Below are 15,201 nucleotides of genomic sequence, written 5' to 3' on the forward strand. Positions count from 1 at the left end.
AAAACCCTCCCGCCGGATGCACGAATTCCTTTAAAGCCTCGGGGTTCCACTCGACTCCGAGGCCGGGGGCGTCGGAGAGGATGAGGTGGCCGTCCTTGAGCGCCATGGGGGACTTCAGGGCGGGCTCCCACCAGGGCATGTGCTCGCACCAGATCGAGCCTTCCGTCGCACTCAGAAGATGGGCGGAGACCTCGTGGAAAAGGTGCGGCGTGATGGGGAGGCCGTGTGCCTTCGCCGCCTTCGCGGATTTCAACCAGCCGGTGATTCCGGCGCATCTTTGCAGATCGGCCATGAGGACATCGCAGGCGCCCGCCGCCATGAGGTGCCGGTGGCCCCTCGGGCCGTAGTTCGTCTCCCCCTGGCAGATGGGGATCGCGCTGGAAGCCCTGACCTCGGCGCAGCCCCGCACGTCCTCGTGGTCCACGGGCTCTTCCATCCATTCGAGATCGAAATCTTTCAGGGCGGCGCAGGCTTCTTTGGCGCGCGCGACGGACCAGCCCTGGTTGGCGTCCACCATGAGGGTTTTATCGCCGATGGCCTCGCGGACGGCAGCGGTGCGGCGAACGTCCTCCTGGAGATCGGCCTTGCCGACGCGGTGCTTGAGGGCTTTGTGGCCGCTTGCGATGAGGGCGGCGGCTTCTTCCCTGAGCTCGTCTTCCGCCGCGTTCAGCCAGAGGCCCTCGCTCGCGTAACAGGGGATCTCGCGCCTTGTGCCGCCCAAGTACTTCCAGAGCGGCTGGCCGGCGGCCTTGGCGGCGATGTCCCAGCAGGCGGTGTCGAGCGCCCCGATGGCGCAGGCGGAGACGCCCTCCCTCCCGACGAAGCTCGCGGCCTTGCGCATGGCGTCCCAGTTTTCCTCCGTGTTCCTCGGGTCCTTGCCGGTGATCGCACTGAGCGAATCGCGTACCATGGCGGTGAGGGCGCGGAGCTTCTCAGGCCCGAAGGCGAAGCACCAGCCGATGCCGTCCAGCCCCTCGCGGGTGCGGAGGGTGACGCAGCAGGTGTCCACCCCCGGCAGCTCGAACGTCGAGACGGCGAGCGGACGGGGCAGCGGGACGCGCACCTGCTGGACGTTCATCGTGATGATGGTGAGGCGATCGTTCACGGGGGCCTCCGTTTTTGGGCTGCTCCTCTTTGAGGGGAGAACACGATACCCCCTTTCGGCGGATGCCGCTATAATCGCCCGAGCGCCGGGGCCGTCCCGGAATTTTTTCCGGTAGCCGTCGAGAGACGTTCGCCATGGACATCCGACTTCAGAAGATCATCGCCCAGGCCGGGATCGCCTCGCGCCGCGAGGCCGAGCGCCTCATCGAGGAGGGCCTGGTGACGGTGAACGGGGTGCGCGTCACCGCCCTCGGGGCCAAGGCCGACCCCCAGAAGGACGCCGTCAAGGTCCGCGGCAAGCTCATCACCCGGCGCGAGCCCCCCGTCTATCTCGTTATGCACAAGCCGAAAAACGTTCTCACCGCGGTGCGGGACGAGGGGGAAAAGGGCCGGACGACGGTGCTCGATCTCCTGCCCGCCGGGAGGCGACGGGTCTTTCCGATCGGACGGCTCGACTTCGATGTGGAAGGAGCGCTGCTCCTCACGAACGACGGGGAACTCGCCCACCGGCTCGCCCATCCGCGCTACCAGATCCCGCGCATCTACGACGCCAAGGTGAAGGGCCGGCCCGCCGAGAAGGCCCTCATCCGGATGGTCAAGGTAGGCAGCATCCCGCGCGGCAAGCGCCCGCCCGAGCCTGCGAAGATCCGCCCCCTTGAGACGAAGGCGGCCCAGAACACCTGGCTGCGGATCGAGCTGCGCGAGGGCCGCTATCACCATGTCAAGAAGATGTGCGAGGCCGCCGGGCACCAGGTCATCAAGCTGGTGCGCCGCTCCTTCGGGGGGGTGAACGTCTCCGGCCTCAAGCCCGGCGAAGTGCGTCCCCTCAACGGGAAGGAGCTGCTCCACCTGCGGATCATCACCGGCCTCGCCCAGGGCGAGAAAGAATCTACCGCCCGCGCCGGCTGGGCAAAGGCCGCCCCGCGCCCGGAGCGGAGCCGCAAAAAACGAGCGGTAAAATGAAGCGGGCGGCATTCCTCCTCCTTGTCTTCTTCATCGGCGCCGCCGTTTTCTCCGGCGGGACCGCCCAGGGCAGCAGTCACCAGGGCGGAAGGCTGATAGAGGTGGCGGGAGAAGCCCCCGTTCTCAACCAGAACCTCGCGCGCGCCCTTCAGGACGCCCTTCAGAGTGCTTTCCGCAACGCGGTGACGATGGTGGTCAAGGGCAACATGGCGGAAAAGGACTTCGCCGCATTTCACGAAGAAATCGAAAACGCCCTTTTGCGGACGAGCGAACAGTTCGTCCAGCGCTACCGCCTCCTCGAGCAGAAAACGGATCCGGCCACCCAGCGGATGCGGGTGAAGGTCGAGGTCGTCGTGAACCACACGCACATCGACGGGGTACTGCGCTCCCTCCGGCTGCAGACGAAGAATCCGGGAGAGGTGCGCGTCCTCATCCTGGTGGAGGAGGAGATTCTCGGCCGCGAGCAGCCGACCCTCCCCCTTTCCCCGGAGCGCGTCAGCACCGCGGAGCGGCGGATGATGGTCCGATTCGGCCAGGCGGGCTACACCCCGATCAGCCCGCGCGCCCAGCGCCAGCCGGCCGCGCCCGGCCAGATTGCGGCGGCCGTCCGTGGGAACAACGACGCCGCCCGCGCCCTGGGGGGCATCTGCCGCTGCGATCTGGTGATCACCGCCCGTGCCGTCGCCGAGCGTGAACGGAGCGGCTCCTATGTCGGGCTGGTGAACGGCCGGGTGCTCCGCGTCAGCGACGGAGCGGTTCTCGCCATCCGTTCACGCCAGGTCCAGATCCGTCCCCGAGGAAGCGATTCGGGCTTCAATGCGGCGATCTCGGCGGCCAGCGACGGTGTGGCGCTCGCCCTGGTGGCCGAAGTGCGCCGATCGGTCCCTCCCCGGAGGGGAGGAAGCCGCTGAATTCGGTGTGATATGATCGGGATTCCAGGAAACGGCTGATTGTTTTTTCGTAAAAACGGCGGTGGCCCATGCCAATCAACGGAACGACCGGCCTGACGGTGGCGACGAAGATTACGGTGACCCGGATTTTGCTCATCCCGGTTTTCGTGATCTGCCTGGTCTACAGGCGGCCCGGCCTCGCCCTCGTGGTGTTCGCCCTGGCGAGCCTGGCCGACGCCGTGGACGGCCATCTCGCCCGCCGGCGCGGCGAAAAAACCGAACTCGGGGCCATGCTCGACCCCATGGCCGACAAGCTGCTCATGTTCTCGGCCTATATTGTTCTCGGCCGCATGGGGGAGATACCTCCCTGGCTCTCCATCTTTGTCATCAGCCGGGATGTCATTATCAGCCTTGGATTCCTGGTTCTCTTTCTGACGGTCGGTTTTGTCACTCCGCGCCCGTCGCTTCTGGGAAAAGCCACGACCGCCCTGCAGATGCTCTCCATCATCGCGGGACTGCTGGCCTATGCCGCACGAATCCCGGGGACGCCTCTTCTCCCGCTCTACATCCTCACCGGAGGGCTGACGGTGATCTCGGGGCTGCACTACACATTCTTCGTGGGCGCGCGCATGCTGGCCCAGCGTGAGAGGGCGGCGAAACAAAATTCGGCCCAGCCGGCGGAAAGGTAAGCACGATCGCATGGATACAAACCCGGCACCTCCGCTTTTCACCTGGAAGCGCATCTGGCTCTTTCTCGTGCTGATCGCCGCGGTGTGGATCCTCTCGAGCGCCCGTGCGGTGCTCACCCCGCTCGTCGCGGCTTTCATTCTCGCCTATCTGCTGAATCCGATCGCCACCATCCTCGAGAAGCGCTGCCGCATCCCCCGGACGGGGGGCGTCCTCCTCATCATCGTGGCGCTGGGCGTGATCATGGTGCTGCTCTGGTTGAGCGTGGCCCCGCTCGTAGAAAGACAGATCGTCGTCTTCGGGCGGCGCCTCCCCGGCTACCTGCAGGTTCTCGAGGGATGGGTGGAGAGCCTTCTCACGCGGTTCCAGATTGTTCCCGCCGCCGAGGTAAAGAAGTTCGTCTCTGAAAATCTGACCGCGCTCGGGAGACTCCCCCTCGACGCCCTGCAGACGGGCGGGAGCGTCCTCCTGCGGACGACCCGGGGGCTGATCTCCATCGTCCAGGGTCTCGTGTTCCTCCTGCTGATACCGGTCATGATGTTCTACATTCTGCGGGACATCAGCTTTTTCTCGGACACGTTCTTCCATTACATCCATCCCGACTACCGCAGGGAGGTCCGGCGGCGGCTCCAGCGGCTCGACGAGGTGCTCGGCTCCTTCATCAAGGGCCAGCTCATCGTCGGCCTGATTCTTTCGGTGCTCTACTCGATCGGATTTTTTATTGTCGACGTGCCGCTCTGGCTCATCCTCGGCATCTTCGTCGGGCTGATCAGCATGTTCCCCTACGTCGAGTGGATCGTCGGGCTCCCGGCGGTGGTGGCGCTCACCGCCCTCCAGCACCAGGACTGGCTCCACATCCTGGGGGCGCTCATCGTGTTCGCCATCATCTCGCCCATCGCCGGGATGTATCTGATCCCCCGCGTCGTCGGCGGGAAGGTGGGGCTGCATCCGGTGGTGGTGCTCGCCTCGGTGCTCATCGGGGGCGAACTGCTCGGCTTCGCCGGCATTTTGCTCGCCGTCCCCCTCGCGGCCGCGATCAAGGTCGGCCTGGAGGCGCTGCACGACTACTACATCGGCAATTGAAGAAACACCGCCCGCGAAATCCTACAAACGGCCGATCACATCGCTCCCGGCCTGTTTCGTCGAAGCCTTTCCGCCGAGATCGCGCGTTTTGACGTCGCCTGCCAGATGGGCGCGGACGGCGGCGTCGAGCCGCTTGGCCGCCTTCGCCTCCCCCAGATAATCGAGCAGCATGACACACGAAAAGAGCGTCGCCACCGGATTGGCGATGCCCTTGCCCATGATATCGGGGGCGGAGCCATGGACGGGCTCGAAGAGGCCGGGGTATTTCCGCGAGGGGTTGATGTTCGCGCTCGCGGCCACCCCGAGGCCGCCGACGATCCCGGCGCCGAGATCGGTCAGGATGTCGGCGAAGAGATTGGTCGAGACCACCACGTCGAACTTTTCGGGCCGGCGGACAAACTCGAGCGCGGCGGCGTCCACGAGGTATTTCGCGGTCTTCACCTTCTTGTAGCGCGGCCGGGCGGCCACCTCGACGAACACCTCGTCCCACAAAACGAGGGTGTAGCCCTGTGCGTTCGATTTCGTGACGTTGGTGACGTGCTTTTTCCGCTTCAGGGCGTGCTCGAAGGCGATGGTGATGATCCGGTCGCAGCCGCGGCGGGTGAAGATAGCGTTCTGGATCGCGATCTCCTCGGGAAAGCCCTCGTAGTGGCGCCCGCCCACCGGGCTGTACTCGCCCTCGACGTTCTCCCGGAAAAAGAGCATGTCGATATCGCCCGGCGAATAGCCCCGCAGGGGGGATTCAAGTCCCTTGTAAAGAACGATGGGCCGGATGTTGGCGTAAAGATCGAACCCCCGCCGGATGGGCAGGAGGAGCTGATGCAGCGTGATGTGATCCGGGATGTCGGGCCGCCCCACTGCGCCGAGGAGAATGGCGTCGAATTTTCCGATCGTCGAGAGATAGTTCTCCGGGCACATTCTTCCGGTCTTGTGATAAAAATCGCTTCCCCAGGGAAACTTCGTGAAGGAAAACCGAAGGCTCCGCTCTTTTTTCTCCAGCGCGCGGAGCACGCGGACGCCCTCGTTCACAACCTCGGTGCCGATCCCGTCCCCGGGGATCAGCGCGATGCGGTGCGTCGCCATTTCATTTACTCCCTTCTAATCTTGATTCGTGAAAAAAACTCTAAAATCCCTTGGCAATCAGGTTTTCCACCGGGGCGTAATTGTCCGTCAGGATCGGCCCCTCGATGCGAGCCGAAGGGGGCGCGACGCGCCCCGCGGCGATGTCGCGGTAGCGCGGCTCGGCGGCGAGTTTTTCCATGAGACGGCGGAGCCGCCCGGGCCGACTCTCCCGGAACGCAAAGAGGAGAATATTCTGCGGCACGGTGGGGGCGTTCGGGTCGGTGCTGAACACCACGACCTGCGGAAAAACTGCTTTCATCGTCCGGTAGACCGAGGCGTAAAGCGCGGCCCCCGGCCCGGCGCGGAAGGCGATGAGGTTGAGGAAAAAGGCCCCTTGCGGCGTGAGCCGATCGCGCACCTCCTCGAAAAACTCGCGCGTCACGAGATGGGCCGGGATGTTCCGCAGCCCCCGGTAGGCGTCCCCCACGATGAAGTCGAATTTCCCCTCCGTCCGGCGGAGCGCCCGGCGGCCGTCTCCGGTCACGACGCGGAGCTTCGGGTACTTGCCCAGCCGGAAGAAGCGACGCCCCGCGGCCAGGACATCCGGGTCGATCTCGGCAATGATGATCTCCGCTCCCGGCTGCAGCAGATGGAGCACCTTGGGCATGGTGAAGGCGCCCCCGCCGAGAAAAAACGCACGGCGGATCTCCGGCAGGGCCGCCGGGCCGAGCGAGAGAAAACGGGTGTACTCGAAATGCGTCGCGCTGTCGTCCCCTACCACCATCGCACCCTCGGGCTGAAAATCGAGGAAAAGCTGCCGCACGCGCCTCGTGCCCTGGACAGTCTCCGTGATCCGGAGGGTGTGGTACATGTTTTCGCGGAAATGAAGCACATCCGGGCCCTTTCCCGGCACGTTCGGCGTTGCGGCCGCGCCGGTGAGCAGGGAGGCGCCGGCGAAATAAAAAATCCAGAGGGGAAGTTTCGTTCCCGTCTCGCCCTTCGCAAGATAAAGCCCGCCGCCGCCCACTGCGGCCAGCGCCAGGGCGGTCGCGAGAAAAATCGCGTTGAGTCCGAACAGCGGCACCAGAACGAAGCCGGTGAGAAACGTGCCCGCGATGCTCCCCACCGTGGACCAGGTGAAAAGATTTCCGGTGACGGTGCCGAGTGTCCCCTCTCCGTGGGCGGCGAGGCGGACGGCGAAGGGCGTCAGGGCGGCGAGCGCCACGCTCGGCGCGGCGAACAGCAAAAGGCCGCCCACCACCGGTCCCGTGCGGAGGCTGAAGGCGCTCTCCAGCAAGGGAAGTACCGCCAGCCGCAGGGGCGGGACCAGCGCCACGAGGCCGGCGCCCGCGATCATGAGCCCGTAGAAGAGCTTCAGGGAGGGATTCTTGTCCGCGAGGCGGCCACCCACGGCATAGCCCACGCTCAGCGCCGCCAGGATGACTCCGATCATGCTCGTCCAGTTGAAGAGTGTGTTGCCGAAATGGGGCGCCATGACGCGCCCCGCCGCTATCTCCAATACGAGAATCGAGCCGCCCGAGAGAAAAACGGAAAGGTAAAGATATGATCCGGCAAAATGCACCCCCTTGGATTTGGATTTGGATTCGGGTTCGGATCCAGGTGCATTCCGGCTTTTTCTTGCCATCGAACACTCCCCAATGATTGGCTTTGCGGACACCGCACTTTAGGGCAGCCATCCGCCGCTCGCAAGCGGGGCTCCCGCCTGGATTTTTCGGTGCGATTGGGTCAAGAATGGGGCATCGTCTTCCATGGCCCACACCGAATCTTCACAGGAGCCCACGATGGCCCGCCAAATCATCGACATCAGCACGCCCATCCGGAACAACACCTTCGACACCACCCCCGCCGACATCGTGTACATCCGGCACATCGAGACCGCCCGGAAGTGGTGCAACCAGTTCGGCATCGAGCTTTCCGACCTCCCCGACGGCCTGGGGGCGGCGGTGGAGCGCATCACCCTTCTCACACATACCGGCACCCACATCGATTCGGCCTACCATTTCGGCCCGATGAGCGAGGGAAAGCCCGCCCGGACGACCGACATGCTCGAGCTCGATCACTTCTTCTCCGACGCCTTCCGCCTCGACTTCACCCACAAGAAGCCGGCCGAGAAGATCGAGTCCGGGGATGTCGAGGCCGCCCTCGAAAAGATCGGTTACACCATCAAGCCGAAAGACATCTGTCTCATTCACACCGGCAACGACAAGTACTTCAACAGCCCGAAGTATCTGGAGATGCAGCCGGGCCTCACGCGCGCTTCGGTTCTCTGGCTGGTGGAGCGGGGCGTGAAGGTGATCGGCATCGACGCCTGGGGGATGGACATTCCCTTCTCCGTGATGGTGAAAGAGGTCAAAGCGGGGGTGAAGGGCGCCTTCTGGCAGGCCCACTACGCGGGCAAGGAGAAGGAGTACTTCCAGATCGAAAAGCTGGGGCAGCTCGACAAAATCCCGCGCGCCCACGGCTTTCAGGTCACCTGCATGCCGGTCCTGATCGAAGGCGCGAGCGGCGCCTGGTGCCGGGCGGCCGCTATCGTCGAGGACTAGGAAGACCGCACGGGCGGGAAGATTCCCCCGGATGGACCTTCCACGTTGTACCCGGCACTAAAAATCGACTAGATTGTCCTATATTCACCTGAATCGCAGTTTCACATCCGTATGATAAAACGTAGGGGCTTTCCCGTTCGGGAGACAGGCTTCCGTAGCGGAGAAAATTCAAGGGAGGGAAGATGAAAATGAAACGGCTTGTTGCGGCTATCGCATGTATGGTTTTTCTGCTCGCCTTCGGGGTCTTCTCCGAAAGCGAAGCCGCCAAACGGGGCGGCACCCTGAAAATCGGGATTGAAGGTAACGTCGCCCACTTGGACGGCACCACCGCTCTCGGCACAATCATCAAGTTCTACCGGGAAACGATGGGGGCGGGACTGCTCACACTCGATGAGAACTACAAAATCGTTCCCGACCTCGCCAAGCGATGGGAAGTCTCCAACAACGGGCGCACCATTACGTTCTACCTGCACGAAGGAGGAACCTTCCACGACGGCACCCCGCTCGACGCCGCCGCGGTGAAGTGGAACTTTGACCTGTTCAGCGGCCGGGTGGTACCCGACTGGCTGAAAAAGGCCAGAGAGAAAAACCCCAAGCTCAAGTTCAACTCGAGCTACAAGCTCTACCTGTATCAAGTCACGAAAGCCGAGGTGGTGGACAAGTACACTGTCCGAATCCACCAGAGCGACGAAGGCAAGGCACAGACCCTCCCTGCGCTCGCCGGCTATTTCACGCGGCTGGTGCTGGTCTCGCCCACCGCCTACAACAGAAGCGTAGTTGATTTCAGAAAACATCCCATCTACGCGGGCCCCTTCAAGATGGTCGACTACAAGCCCAGACGCCATGTCATCATGGAGCGCCACAGCGGCTACTTCATGAAGAACCGGCCCTATCTGGACCGGATCGAAGTCTACTACATGCCCGATGCGACCCAGCGCCTGAACGCGCTGCGCACCGGACAGATCGACGTGATCCTCAACGTCCCGAAAGGGCTCGTCAAAACCCTGAAGCGGACCAAGGGCGTCGATATCTACACGGGCAAGGCGGGGACAACCTTCGCCTTCCCGGTCAACAATCAGCGCGGCCCATGGAAGGATATCCGCGTCCGCCGGGCGATGATCTGCTACGGCGTCAACCGCAAGCTTATCGTCAAGACCGCGCTGCGCGGGCTCACCGTGCCTTGGGTGACTTTCTCGGCTCCCGGCTCGCCGGATGCCATCGACCTGTCGGCCGAGTGTCCCTTCGATCCGGCGAAAGCCAAGCAGCTGCTCGCCGCCGCCGGCTTCGGCCCATCAAAGCCGCTGAAGTTCGTGATGACGATCAACAATACCGACCCGACCTTCGTCGAGATCGCGCAGATCATGAAAACGACCTACGCCGGGTTGGGCGCTCAAATGGACATCCGCGTTGTGGATCGGGCGACGTGGGTCAACATCTTCGTCCGCAAGCGGGTGGTGGACATGACCCTGCAGGACACGGTTCCGGTCCTCGACACCAACTCGAACAGCCACACCTTCTACTCGAAGACGTTTCTCGATTATTATATGATGAAGGACAAGAAGCTGGACGCGATCGTCGATAAATGGCGTGCCACGATGGACTCCGCGAAACGGCGCGAGATCAGCCATCAGATGCAGCGCTACATGTTCGACAACATGTACTTCGCGGCCCTGGCCGGCTCGCCTTACATCCAAGCCGTCCGGAGCCACGTGAAGGGATGGGTATTCAGGAACAAAATGGTTTTCGACTTTAAGGACACCTGGCTGGACAAGTAGCTCGTCCCGCGCCGGTAAAGGAAGATTCCATGCCATGAGAACTTACATCGCCCGGAGGCTGCTGCTCCTGATCCCCACCCTGCTCGGGATTACGGTCATCGTATTTTTCTCGATGCAGGCCATCCCCGGGGACCCGGTCGAGGTCTACCTCGGCAGCTTCTACGATGAGGTCACTGCGCAATCGATTCGCGCCGAATACGGTCTGGATCAGCCGGTCGTTGTCCAATATGTCCGTTGGGTCGGCCGGCTGGTCCAGGGAAACTGGGGAAAGGAGGTCCTCTCCGGCGATTCCGTCCTCTCGCGGATATCGGATCGCATTCTGGTGAGCGGGGAACTCATCATCGGGGCCAGGATCGTGGCGCTGCTCATCGCCATCCCCGCCGGGATCGTTTCCGCCACCCGCCCCTATACGGCCTCCGACTACACGGCCATGACGGGCGCCATGATAGGCGTTTCGATACCCGAATTCTTCGGAGGCATCCTGCTCGTGCTCTTCTTCTCCCTCCTGCTGGGCTGGCTGCCTGTGCAAGGCTACCAGCCCTGGTCCGCGGGAATCTGGGTGCACCTCTCCCACATGTTGCTGCCCATCTTCACCCTGGGATTCACGCGCGCGGGCATTCTCACCCGTCTCGTCCGGAGTTCCATGCTGGAGGTCATCAGCCAGGACTACATCACAACGGCCCGGGCCAAAGGGGTCAGCGAGATTTTCATAATCTGCCGCCATGCCCTGAAAAACGCCCTGATCCCCGTGGTGACCGTGATGGGCCTCCAGGTGGGCTTCCTCGTCGGCGGAACCATCGTCGTCGAGACGGTCTTTTCGATTCCCGGGCTCGGCCAATACGGCATCTCCGCCATCGCCAGCCGCGATTACCCGGCTGTGATGGGGTTTATCCTGATTTCCTCGACGGTGTTCGTTCTGACAAACCTGATCGTCGATCTGACCTACGCCGTCCTTAACCCAAGGATCCGCTATGGTTCTTGAACAGGAAATCATCCGCGTCGCCGTGCCCGAAGCAGAGGGCGCCACGGGTGACTCGGGAATGCTCAGCATCTTTTGGCGCAGGCTGCGGCGAAACAAATCCGCCATGACGGGTCTTTTCATCATTCTGATTCTTCTTTTCTGTGCCGCTTTCGCCAATTGGATCGCGCCGTTTTCCTACGAAAACCCCGCGGGCGAGGGACTTCAGTCTCCTTCTTGGACCCATCTATTCGGCACGGACGCCATCGGTCGCGACATGTTCAGCCGCGTCATTCACGGAACGCGCGTCGCTCTTTTCATCGGGCTGGGTTCGATCGTGCTGGCCTTCACGGTGGGCCTCCCCCTCGGAATATGCGCCGGCTACTACGGCAGCTGGTTCGACATGATCGTCATGCGCCTGATGGACCTTCTCCTCGCCTTCCCGATCTTCCTGCTCGCCATCATGATCATGGTGATCCTGGGGCCGAGCACCTCCAACGTCGTCATCGCCCTGGCCATCGTCCGGATACCCATCTTCGCGCGCGTGGTGCGCGGAAGCGTTCTGGCCGTGAAGGAACTCGATTATGTAGACGGCGCCCGATCCATCTCGGTATCCGACAGCCGCCTCCTGTTCCGGCACGTTCTCCCGAACTGTCTGGCTCCCATCATCGTCACGGCCAGCCTTTCGATGGCCTTTGCGATTCTGGTGGAAGCGAGCCTCTCCTTCCTGGGACTGGGCACCCAGCCGCCCACCCCGTCCTGGGGATTCGACCTGAAACAAAACCTCATCGCCCTCGAGGATACCGCCTCCATCATCATCGCCCCGGGAATGGCCATTATGTTCACCGTCCTGGGATTCAATCTCTTTGGCGACGGACTCCGCGACGCACTCGACCCCCGCACCATCGAATAAAAAGCCACCGCTGGATTTTTTCGGATCAATCCCGCATAAAATACCCTTTCCCCATCCGCGGCATGAGGCCGGGCGCCGGCCTCTTCGCAGAGGAGCTCTTTCCGTGCCGTCATCCCGCCCGCCCGCAAAAGGAAAGGTCTATCTCTCCTCCGCGGAGGCCGTCGCGGATATTCCCGACGGCGCCGTCATTTTGATCGGCGGCTTCGGCGGGGTGGGCGTTCCCGAGAATTTGCTGGCCGCCATGGCGGATCACCCCGTCCGCGGGCTGACGGTGGTCACCAACCACGCCGGATTCGGAGAGCGCGGCCTCGCGATGCTCTTCGGACAGGGGAAGGTGCGGAAGCTTATCTGCTCCTATGCGTTTCACAAAAACGCGTTCGTCTTCCGGGAACTCTACATGGCGGGAAAGATCGAGCTTGAACAGATCCCCCAGGGCACGATGGCCGAGCGGATACGGGCGGCGGGGGCCGGGATTCCGGCTTTCTACACACCAACCGGCACCGGGACGGCGACGGCCGAGGGCAAGGAAGTGCGCCGCTTCGGGGAGCGCGAAGCCCTGCTCGAGCACGCCCTTCCGGGCGATTTCGCCCTCATCAAGGCGCACCGCGCAGACACGATGGGAAACCTCGCCTATCGCGGCACGGCAGCCAACTTCAATCCCGTGATGGCCGCTGCCGCCGCTGTCACCATCGCCGAGATCGAAGAGATCGTCCAGCCGGGAGAGATCGCGCCCGAGGCCGTGCACACCCCAAGCGTTTACGTGAACCGCATTGTTCAGGGAGAGAGCCTTGACCTCCGATCGGAAACTTGACGACGAAACCAGGGCGCGGATCGCGGCGGCGGCCCTCTCGCCCGATGAGATGGCGCGCCGGGTCGCGCGCGCGATACCGGACGGCACCGTCGTCAACCTCGGGATCGGGAATCCCTCCCTGGTGTCGAACCACGTCTCCCTGGAGCGCGGGATCCTCTTCATGGCGGAAAACGGCATCCTCGGCATCGGCCCCCGGCCGCCGGCGGGTGAGGAGGACAAGGACCTCATCAACGCCTCGCGCGAACCGGTAACCACGATTCCCGGCGCGTCAATCTTCGGGCACGCGGAATCCTTCGCCATGATCCGCGGGGGGCATGTGGACATCGCCGTCCTCGGCGCGCTGCAGGTATCGGCATCGGGCGATCTCGCCAACTGGACGGTGCCCGGCGCCGGCAAGGGAGGCATCGGCGGCGCCATGGACCTCGCCGCAGGAGCGCGGGCGGTCTACGCCATGATGACCCATCTCACGAAAGAAGGAGAATTCAAGATACTCGATGCGGTCAGCTACCCGCTCACCGCGCGCGGGGTGGTGAAAATGCTCTTCACCGACATCGCGCTGATCGAGTTCACCGATGCGGGGCCTCTCCTCCGCGAGGTGGCCGAGGGGCTCTCCCCGGAGGACGTGCAGGCGGCGAGCGGGCCGGCGCTGCGCATCGCCGAGCCGCCGGGGATTTTGCCGCGTGCATCGAGCAGGCCGCCGCGCCCCTGATCGCGCGCGGCTTTACTTTCACCGCTCCGCCGGGGGATCATCTCACTTCCGGCATATTTTCTCGGAACACTGCCGCCGCCTGAATGAAAAGAGGAGCCATCATGTACAGTACGGGCAACGTCATCGTCACCACCATCCATGTCCTTTCTGCCATCCTCGCCGTGGGCGGGGTGGCGTTTGTCCGCTTTGTGGTGCTCCCCTACGCGGCGGGCCTCCCCGAGGCGGACCGCGGCGCTTTCATGCAGGGCATCCGCAAGCGGTTCGTCCCCATCCTGCACGGCTCTTTTCTCCTGCTCATTCTCACGGGGATCCATCACATCACCCGGCTCATCCGCGGCGGGCTGGCCATCTCGCCCGAGCTAATCGTGAAAATCGCTCTCGCCCTCATCATCATCTTCATCGGCCTCGCCCTGACGCTCTCGAAGGGCTTCGAGGGCATGAAGAAAAACCCGAAGATGTGGCTCACGGTGAACCTCACCCTCGCCCTGATCGTCGTTTTTCTCGGCATTCGGGTGACGCACTAGAAAAAGAAAATGCCACTCTTCATCATCGGCGTTCTGGGGCTACCCTCATCGCGCCCCCGTGGCGGCGGTTTTCGGAAGAGTCGGCAGGACAGGGGGTTTTTTCAGGAGCTGGCGCGCCACGTCGATCCGCCCCGAGGAAGCCGCGGGGACATCGACGCGAAGGGCGTCTGGAAGGACGGCATGTGGACGCTGGAGCTGCGCCGGAAGCTCGACACCGGCCACCCCGACGATGTCGTCTTCGTGCCGGGGAAAAAGCACGCTTTCGGTCTCTCGGTCCACGACAACGACGGCGATGTGGACCACAGCTACTCGATTGGATCCACGCAGCTTATTTTGAAGAAATAGAAAACGGGTGCGCGCTCACAAGGGTGCGCGGGAATGGACTTTAAAATTCCGGGCTGCAGGGGTTGCGGTAGGGCTGCGCATCCGCCCGCTGTTGCCACTTCCGCGCTTCCTCGGGATTGGCGGAAACGCCCCGCCCCTTCCGGTACATCCAGGCGAGAAAGCGCTGCGCCCCCACGTGTCCCTGCTCCGCCGCGCGCCGGTACCAATTGAAGGCTTCCGCATAATCCCGGCGGCGGCCGCGCCCTTTGTAGTACATGTCCCCCAGAAAGCTCTGGGCGTTCGGATGATTCTGTTTCGCCGCCTGGAGGAACCACCGCATCGCCTCGCGGTCATCCCGTTGCAGGACATCTCCCCGCGTGTACATCCATCCGATTTTGATCATGGAATCCGGGTCGCCGTGCGCGGCGGCCTGATGGAACCAGTACAGCGCCTCGCCGGGATTCTTCTTGATCCCTTTTCCGTTGGTGTACTTGATCCCCGTGTTGTACATCCCGGCGACGCTGCCGTTCTCGGCGGCGGTCCGGTACCACCTCACGGCCTTGGGGTAGGAATGCTCCACCCCCAGGCCGAAGTCGTACAGATAGCCGAGCATGTTCTGCGCTTGCGGGTTGCCCTGCTCGGCGAGGCGGCGGAACTCCTTGAACGCCACGGTGAGATCGCGGCGCGTGTAGGCCGCGTGCGCGGAGGCGAGATCCGCCTGCGCAGGAGAAGACAGATACACCGCCAGCGCGAAAAAAACACATCCCCCGAGCAGATTCCGGAAAATTTTGACTCTCATCTTCTCATCCCTCAATAGCCGAAAGGAAAGACCGT

At 63.2% G+C, this 15,201-nt stretch carries 16 protein-coding genes; 12 read left to right on the forward strand and 4 right to left on the reverse strand.

Features of this window, described 5'->3' with window-relative positions; all coding sequences use genetic code 11:
- Positions 1-1,105 (reverse strand): mandelate racemase/muconate lactonizing enzyme family protein (locus tag O2807_03295; GenBank protein ID MDA0999530.1); only part of this gene is annotated, 1,105 nt, incomplete at its 3' end.
- 134 nt (positions 1,106-1,239) lie between these two features.
- Between O2807_03295 and O2807_03300 the strand changes: the two genes are divergently transcribed.
- The 4 genes from O2807_03300 (at position 1,240) to O2807_03315 (ending at position 4,727) form a co-directional block, all read left to right on the forward strand.
- The gene (locus O2807_03300) at positions 1,240-2,067 is read left to right on the forward strand and encodes a pseudouridine synthase (GenBank protein ID MDA0999531.1); all 828 of its coding nucleotides are present in this window, start codon (positions 1,240-1,242) and stop codon (positions 2,065-2,067) included.
- Complete coding sequence (locus tag O2807_03305) at positions 2,064-2,978, forward strand: hypothetical protein (GenBank protein MDA0999532.1); 915 nt, start codon at positions 2,064-2,066, stop codon at positions 2,976-2,978. Before O2807_03300 ends, O2807_03305 begins: the two co-directional genes overlap by 4 nt.
- Positions 2,979-3,046: 68 nt before the next feature.
- Positions 3,047-3,646, forward strand: coding sequence for a CDP-alcohol phosphatidyltransferase family protein (locus O2807_03310; GenBank protein MDA0999533.1), 600 nt, complete (start codon positions 3,047-3,049; stop codon positions 3,644-3,646).
- A 10-nt stretch (positions 3,647-3,656) separates the two neighbouring features.
- The gene (locus O2807_03315; protein MDA0999534.1) at positions 3,657-4,727 is read left to right on the forward strand and encodes an AI-2E family transporter; all 1,071 of its coding nucleotides are present in this window, start codon (positions 3,657-3,659) and stop codon (positions 4,725-4,727) included.
- A 21-nt stretch (positions 4,728-4,748) separates the two neighbouring features.
- On the opposite strand, the gene O2807_03320 is transcribed toward O2807_03315, so the two are convergent.
- Positions 4,749-5,810, reverse strand: coding sequence for a tartrate dehydrogenase (locus O2807_03320; GenBank protein MDA0999535.1), 1,062 nt, complete (start codon positions 5,808-5,810; stop codon positions 4,749-4,751).
- A gap of 40 nt (positions 5,811-5,850) precedes the next feature.
- Positions 5,851-7,434: a fused MFS/spermidine synthase gene (locus tag O2807_03325; GenBank protein ID MDA0999536.1), complete on the reverse strand. Its 1,584-nt coding sequence runs from the start codon at positions 7,432-7,434 to the stop codon at positions 5,851-5,853.
- Positions 7,435-7,591: 157 nt separating this feature from the next.
- Here O2807_03325 and O2807_03330 point away from each other — a divergent pair, with 157 nt between their 5' ends.
- The 8 genes from O2807_03330 to O2807_03365 all read left to right on the forward strand — a co-directional run bounded on the left by O2807_03330 (position 7,592) and on the right by O2807_03365 (position 14,388).
- Positions 7,592-8,353 (forward strand): cyclase family protein, encoded by a 762-nt coding sequence (locus O2807_03330; GenBank protein ID MDA0999537.1) that lies wholly within the window; start codon positions 7,592-7,594, stop codon positions 8,351-8,353.
- Between the two features lie 188 nt (positions 8,354-8,541).
- Positions 8,542-10,128 (forward strand): ABC transporter substrate-binding protein, encoded by a 1,587-nt coding sequence (locus tag O2807_03335; protein MDA0999538.1) that lies wholly within the window; start codon positions 8,542-8,544, stop codon positions 10,126-10,128.
- Between the two features lie 34 nt (positions 10,129-10,162).
- The gene (locus O2807_03340) at positions 10,163-11,110 is read left to right on the forward strand and encodes an ABC transporter permease (protein ID MDA0999539.1); all 948 of its coding nucleotides are present in this window, start codon (positions 10,163-10,165) and stop codon (positions 11,108-11,110) included.
- Positions 11,100-11,999, forward strand: a complete 900-nt coding sequence (locus tag O2807_03345) for an ABC transporter permease (GenBank protein MDA0999540.1) — start codon at positions 11,100-11,102, stop codon at positions 11,997-11,999. The genes O2807_03340 and O2807_03345 overlap by 11 nt, the downstream gene beginning before the upstream one ends.
- A gap of 103 nt (positions 12,000-12,102) precedes the next feature.
- Positions 12,103-12,810 (forward strand): 3-oxoacid CoA-transferase subunit A, encoded by a 708-nt coding sequence (locus tag O2807_03350; protein MDA0999541.1) that lies wholly within the window; start codon positions 12,103-12,105, stop codon positions 12,808-12,810.
- A 49-nt stretch (positions 12,811-12,859) separates the two neighbouring features.
- A complete protein-coding gene (locus O2807_03355; GenBank protein ID MDA0999542.1) occupies positions 12,860-13,519 on the forward strand; it encodes a 3-oxoacid CoA-transferase subunit B in 660 nt (219 codons plus the stop codon).
- A 101-nt stretch (positions 13,520-13,620) separates the two neighbouring features.
- Positions 13,621-14,043, forward strand: a complete 423-nt coding sequence (locus O2807_03360) for a hypothetical protein (GenBank protein MDA0999543.1) — start codon at positions 13,621-13,623, stop codon at positions 14,041-14,043.
- A gap of 9 nt (positions 14,044-14,052) precedes the next feature.
- Positions 14,053-14,388 carry an ethylbenzene dehydrogenase-related protein gene (locus O2807_03365; GenBank protein ID MDA0999544.1) on the forward strand — a complete coding sequence of 112 codons (336 nt, stop codon included), beginning with the start codon at positions 14,053-14,055 and terminating at the stop codon, positions 14,386-14,388.
- Between the two features lie 40 nt (positions 14,389-14,428).
- Here the strand turns inward: O2807_03365 and O2807_03370 are convergent, their stop codons facing one another.
- On the reverse strand, positions 14,429-15,166 hold the full coding sequence (locus tag O2807_03370) for a tetratricopeptide repeat protein (GenBank protein ID MDA0999545.1): 738 nt from the start codon (positions 15,164-15,166) through the stop codon (positions 14,429-14,431).
- Positions 15,167-15,201: the final 35 nt, after the last annotated feature.

It is taken from the genome of bacterium, from assembly GCA_027622355.1.
Taxonomy (GTDB): Bacteria; UBA8248; UBA8248; order UBA8248; family UBA8248; genus JAQBZT01.

Excerpts from the sequence above, each read along its gene's own strand:
- O2807_03300 (MDA0999531.1), top strand. The coding sequence starts at position 1,240 with ATGGACATCCGACTTCAGAAGATCATCGCCCAGGCCGGGATCGCCTCG.
- O2807_03305 (MDA0999532.1), top strand. The coding sequence starts at position 2,064 with ATGAAGCGGGCGGCATTCCTCCTCCTTGTCTTCTTCATCGGCGCCGCC.
- O2807_03310 (MDA0999533.1), top strand. The coding sequence starts at position 3,047 with ATGCCAATCAACGGAACGACCGGCCTGACGGTGGCGACGAAGATTACG.
- O2807_03315 (MDA0999534.1), top strand. The coding sequence starts at position 3,657 with ATGGATACAAACCCGGCACCTCCGCTTTTCACCTGGAAGCGCATCTGG.
- O2807_03320 (MDA0999535.1), bottom strand. The coding sequence starts at position 5,810 with ATGGCGACGCACCGCATCGCGCTGATCCCCGGGGACGGGATCGGCACC.
- O2807_03325 (MDA0999536.1), bottom strand. The coding sequence starts at position 7,434 with ATGGCAAGAAAAAGCCGGAATGCACCTGGATCCGAACCCGAATCCAAA.
- O2807_03330 (MDA0999537.1), top strand. The coding sequence starts at position 7,592 with ATGGCCCGCCAAATCATCGACATCAGCACGCCCATCCGGAACAACACC.
- O2807_03335 (MDA0999538.1), top strand. The coding sequence starts at position 8,542 with ATGAAACGGCTTGTTGCGGCTATCGCATGTATGGTTTTTCTGCTCGCC.
- O2807_03340 (MDA0999539.1), top strand. The coding sequence starts at position 10,163 with ATGAGAACTTACATCGCCCGGAGGCTGCTGCTCCTGATCCCCACCCTG.
- O2807_03345 (MDA0999540.1), top strand. The coding sequence starts at position 11,100 with ATGGTTCTTGAACAGGAAATCATCCGCGTCGCCGTGCCCGAAGCAGAG.
- O2807_03355 (MDA0999542.1), top strand. The coding sequence starts at position 12,860 with ATGGCGCGCCGGGTCGCGCGCGCGATACCGGACGGCACCGTCGTCAAC.
- O2807_03360 (MDA0999543.1), top strand. The coding sequence starts at position 13,621 with ATGTACAGTACGGGCAACGTCATCGTCACCACCATCCATGTCCTTTCT.
- O2807_03365 (MDA0999544.1), top strand. The coding sequence starts at position 14,053 with ATGCCACTCTTCATCATCGGCGTTCTGGGGCTACCCTCATCGCGCCCC.
- O2807_03370 (MDA0999545.1), bottom strand. The coding sequence starts at position 15,166 with ATGAGAGTCAAAATTTTCCGGAATCTGCTCGGGGGATGTGTTTTTTTC.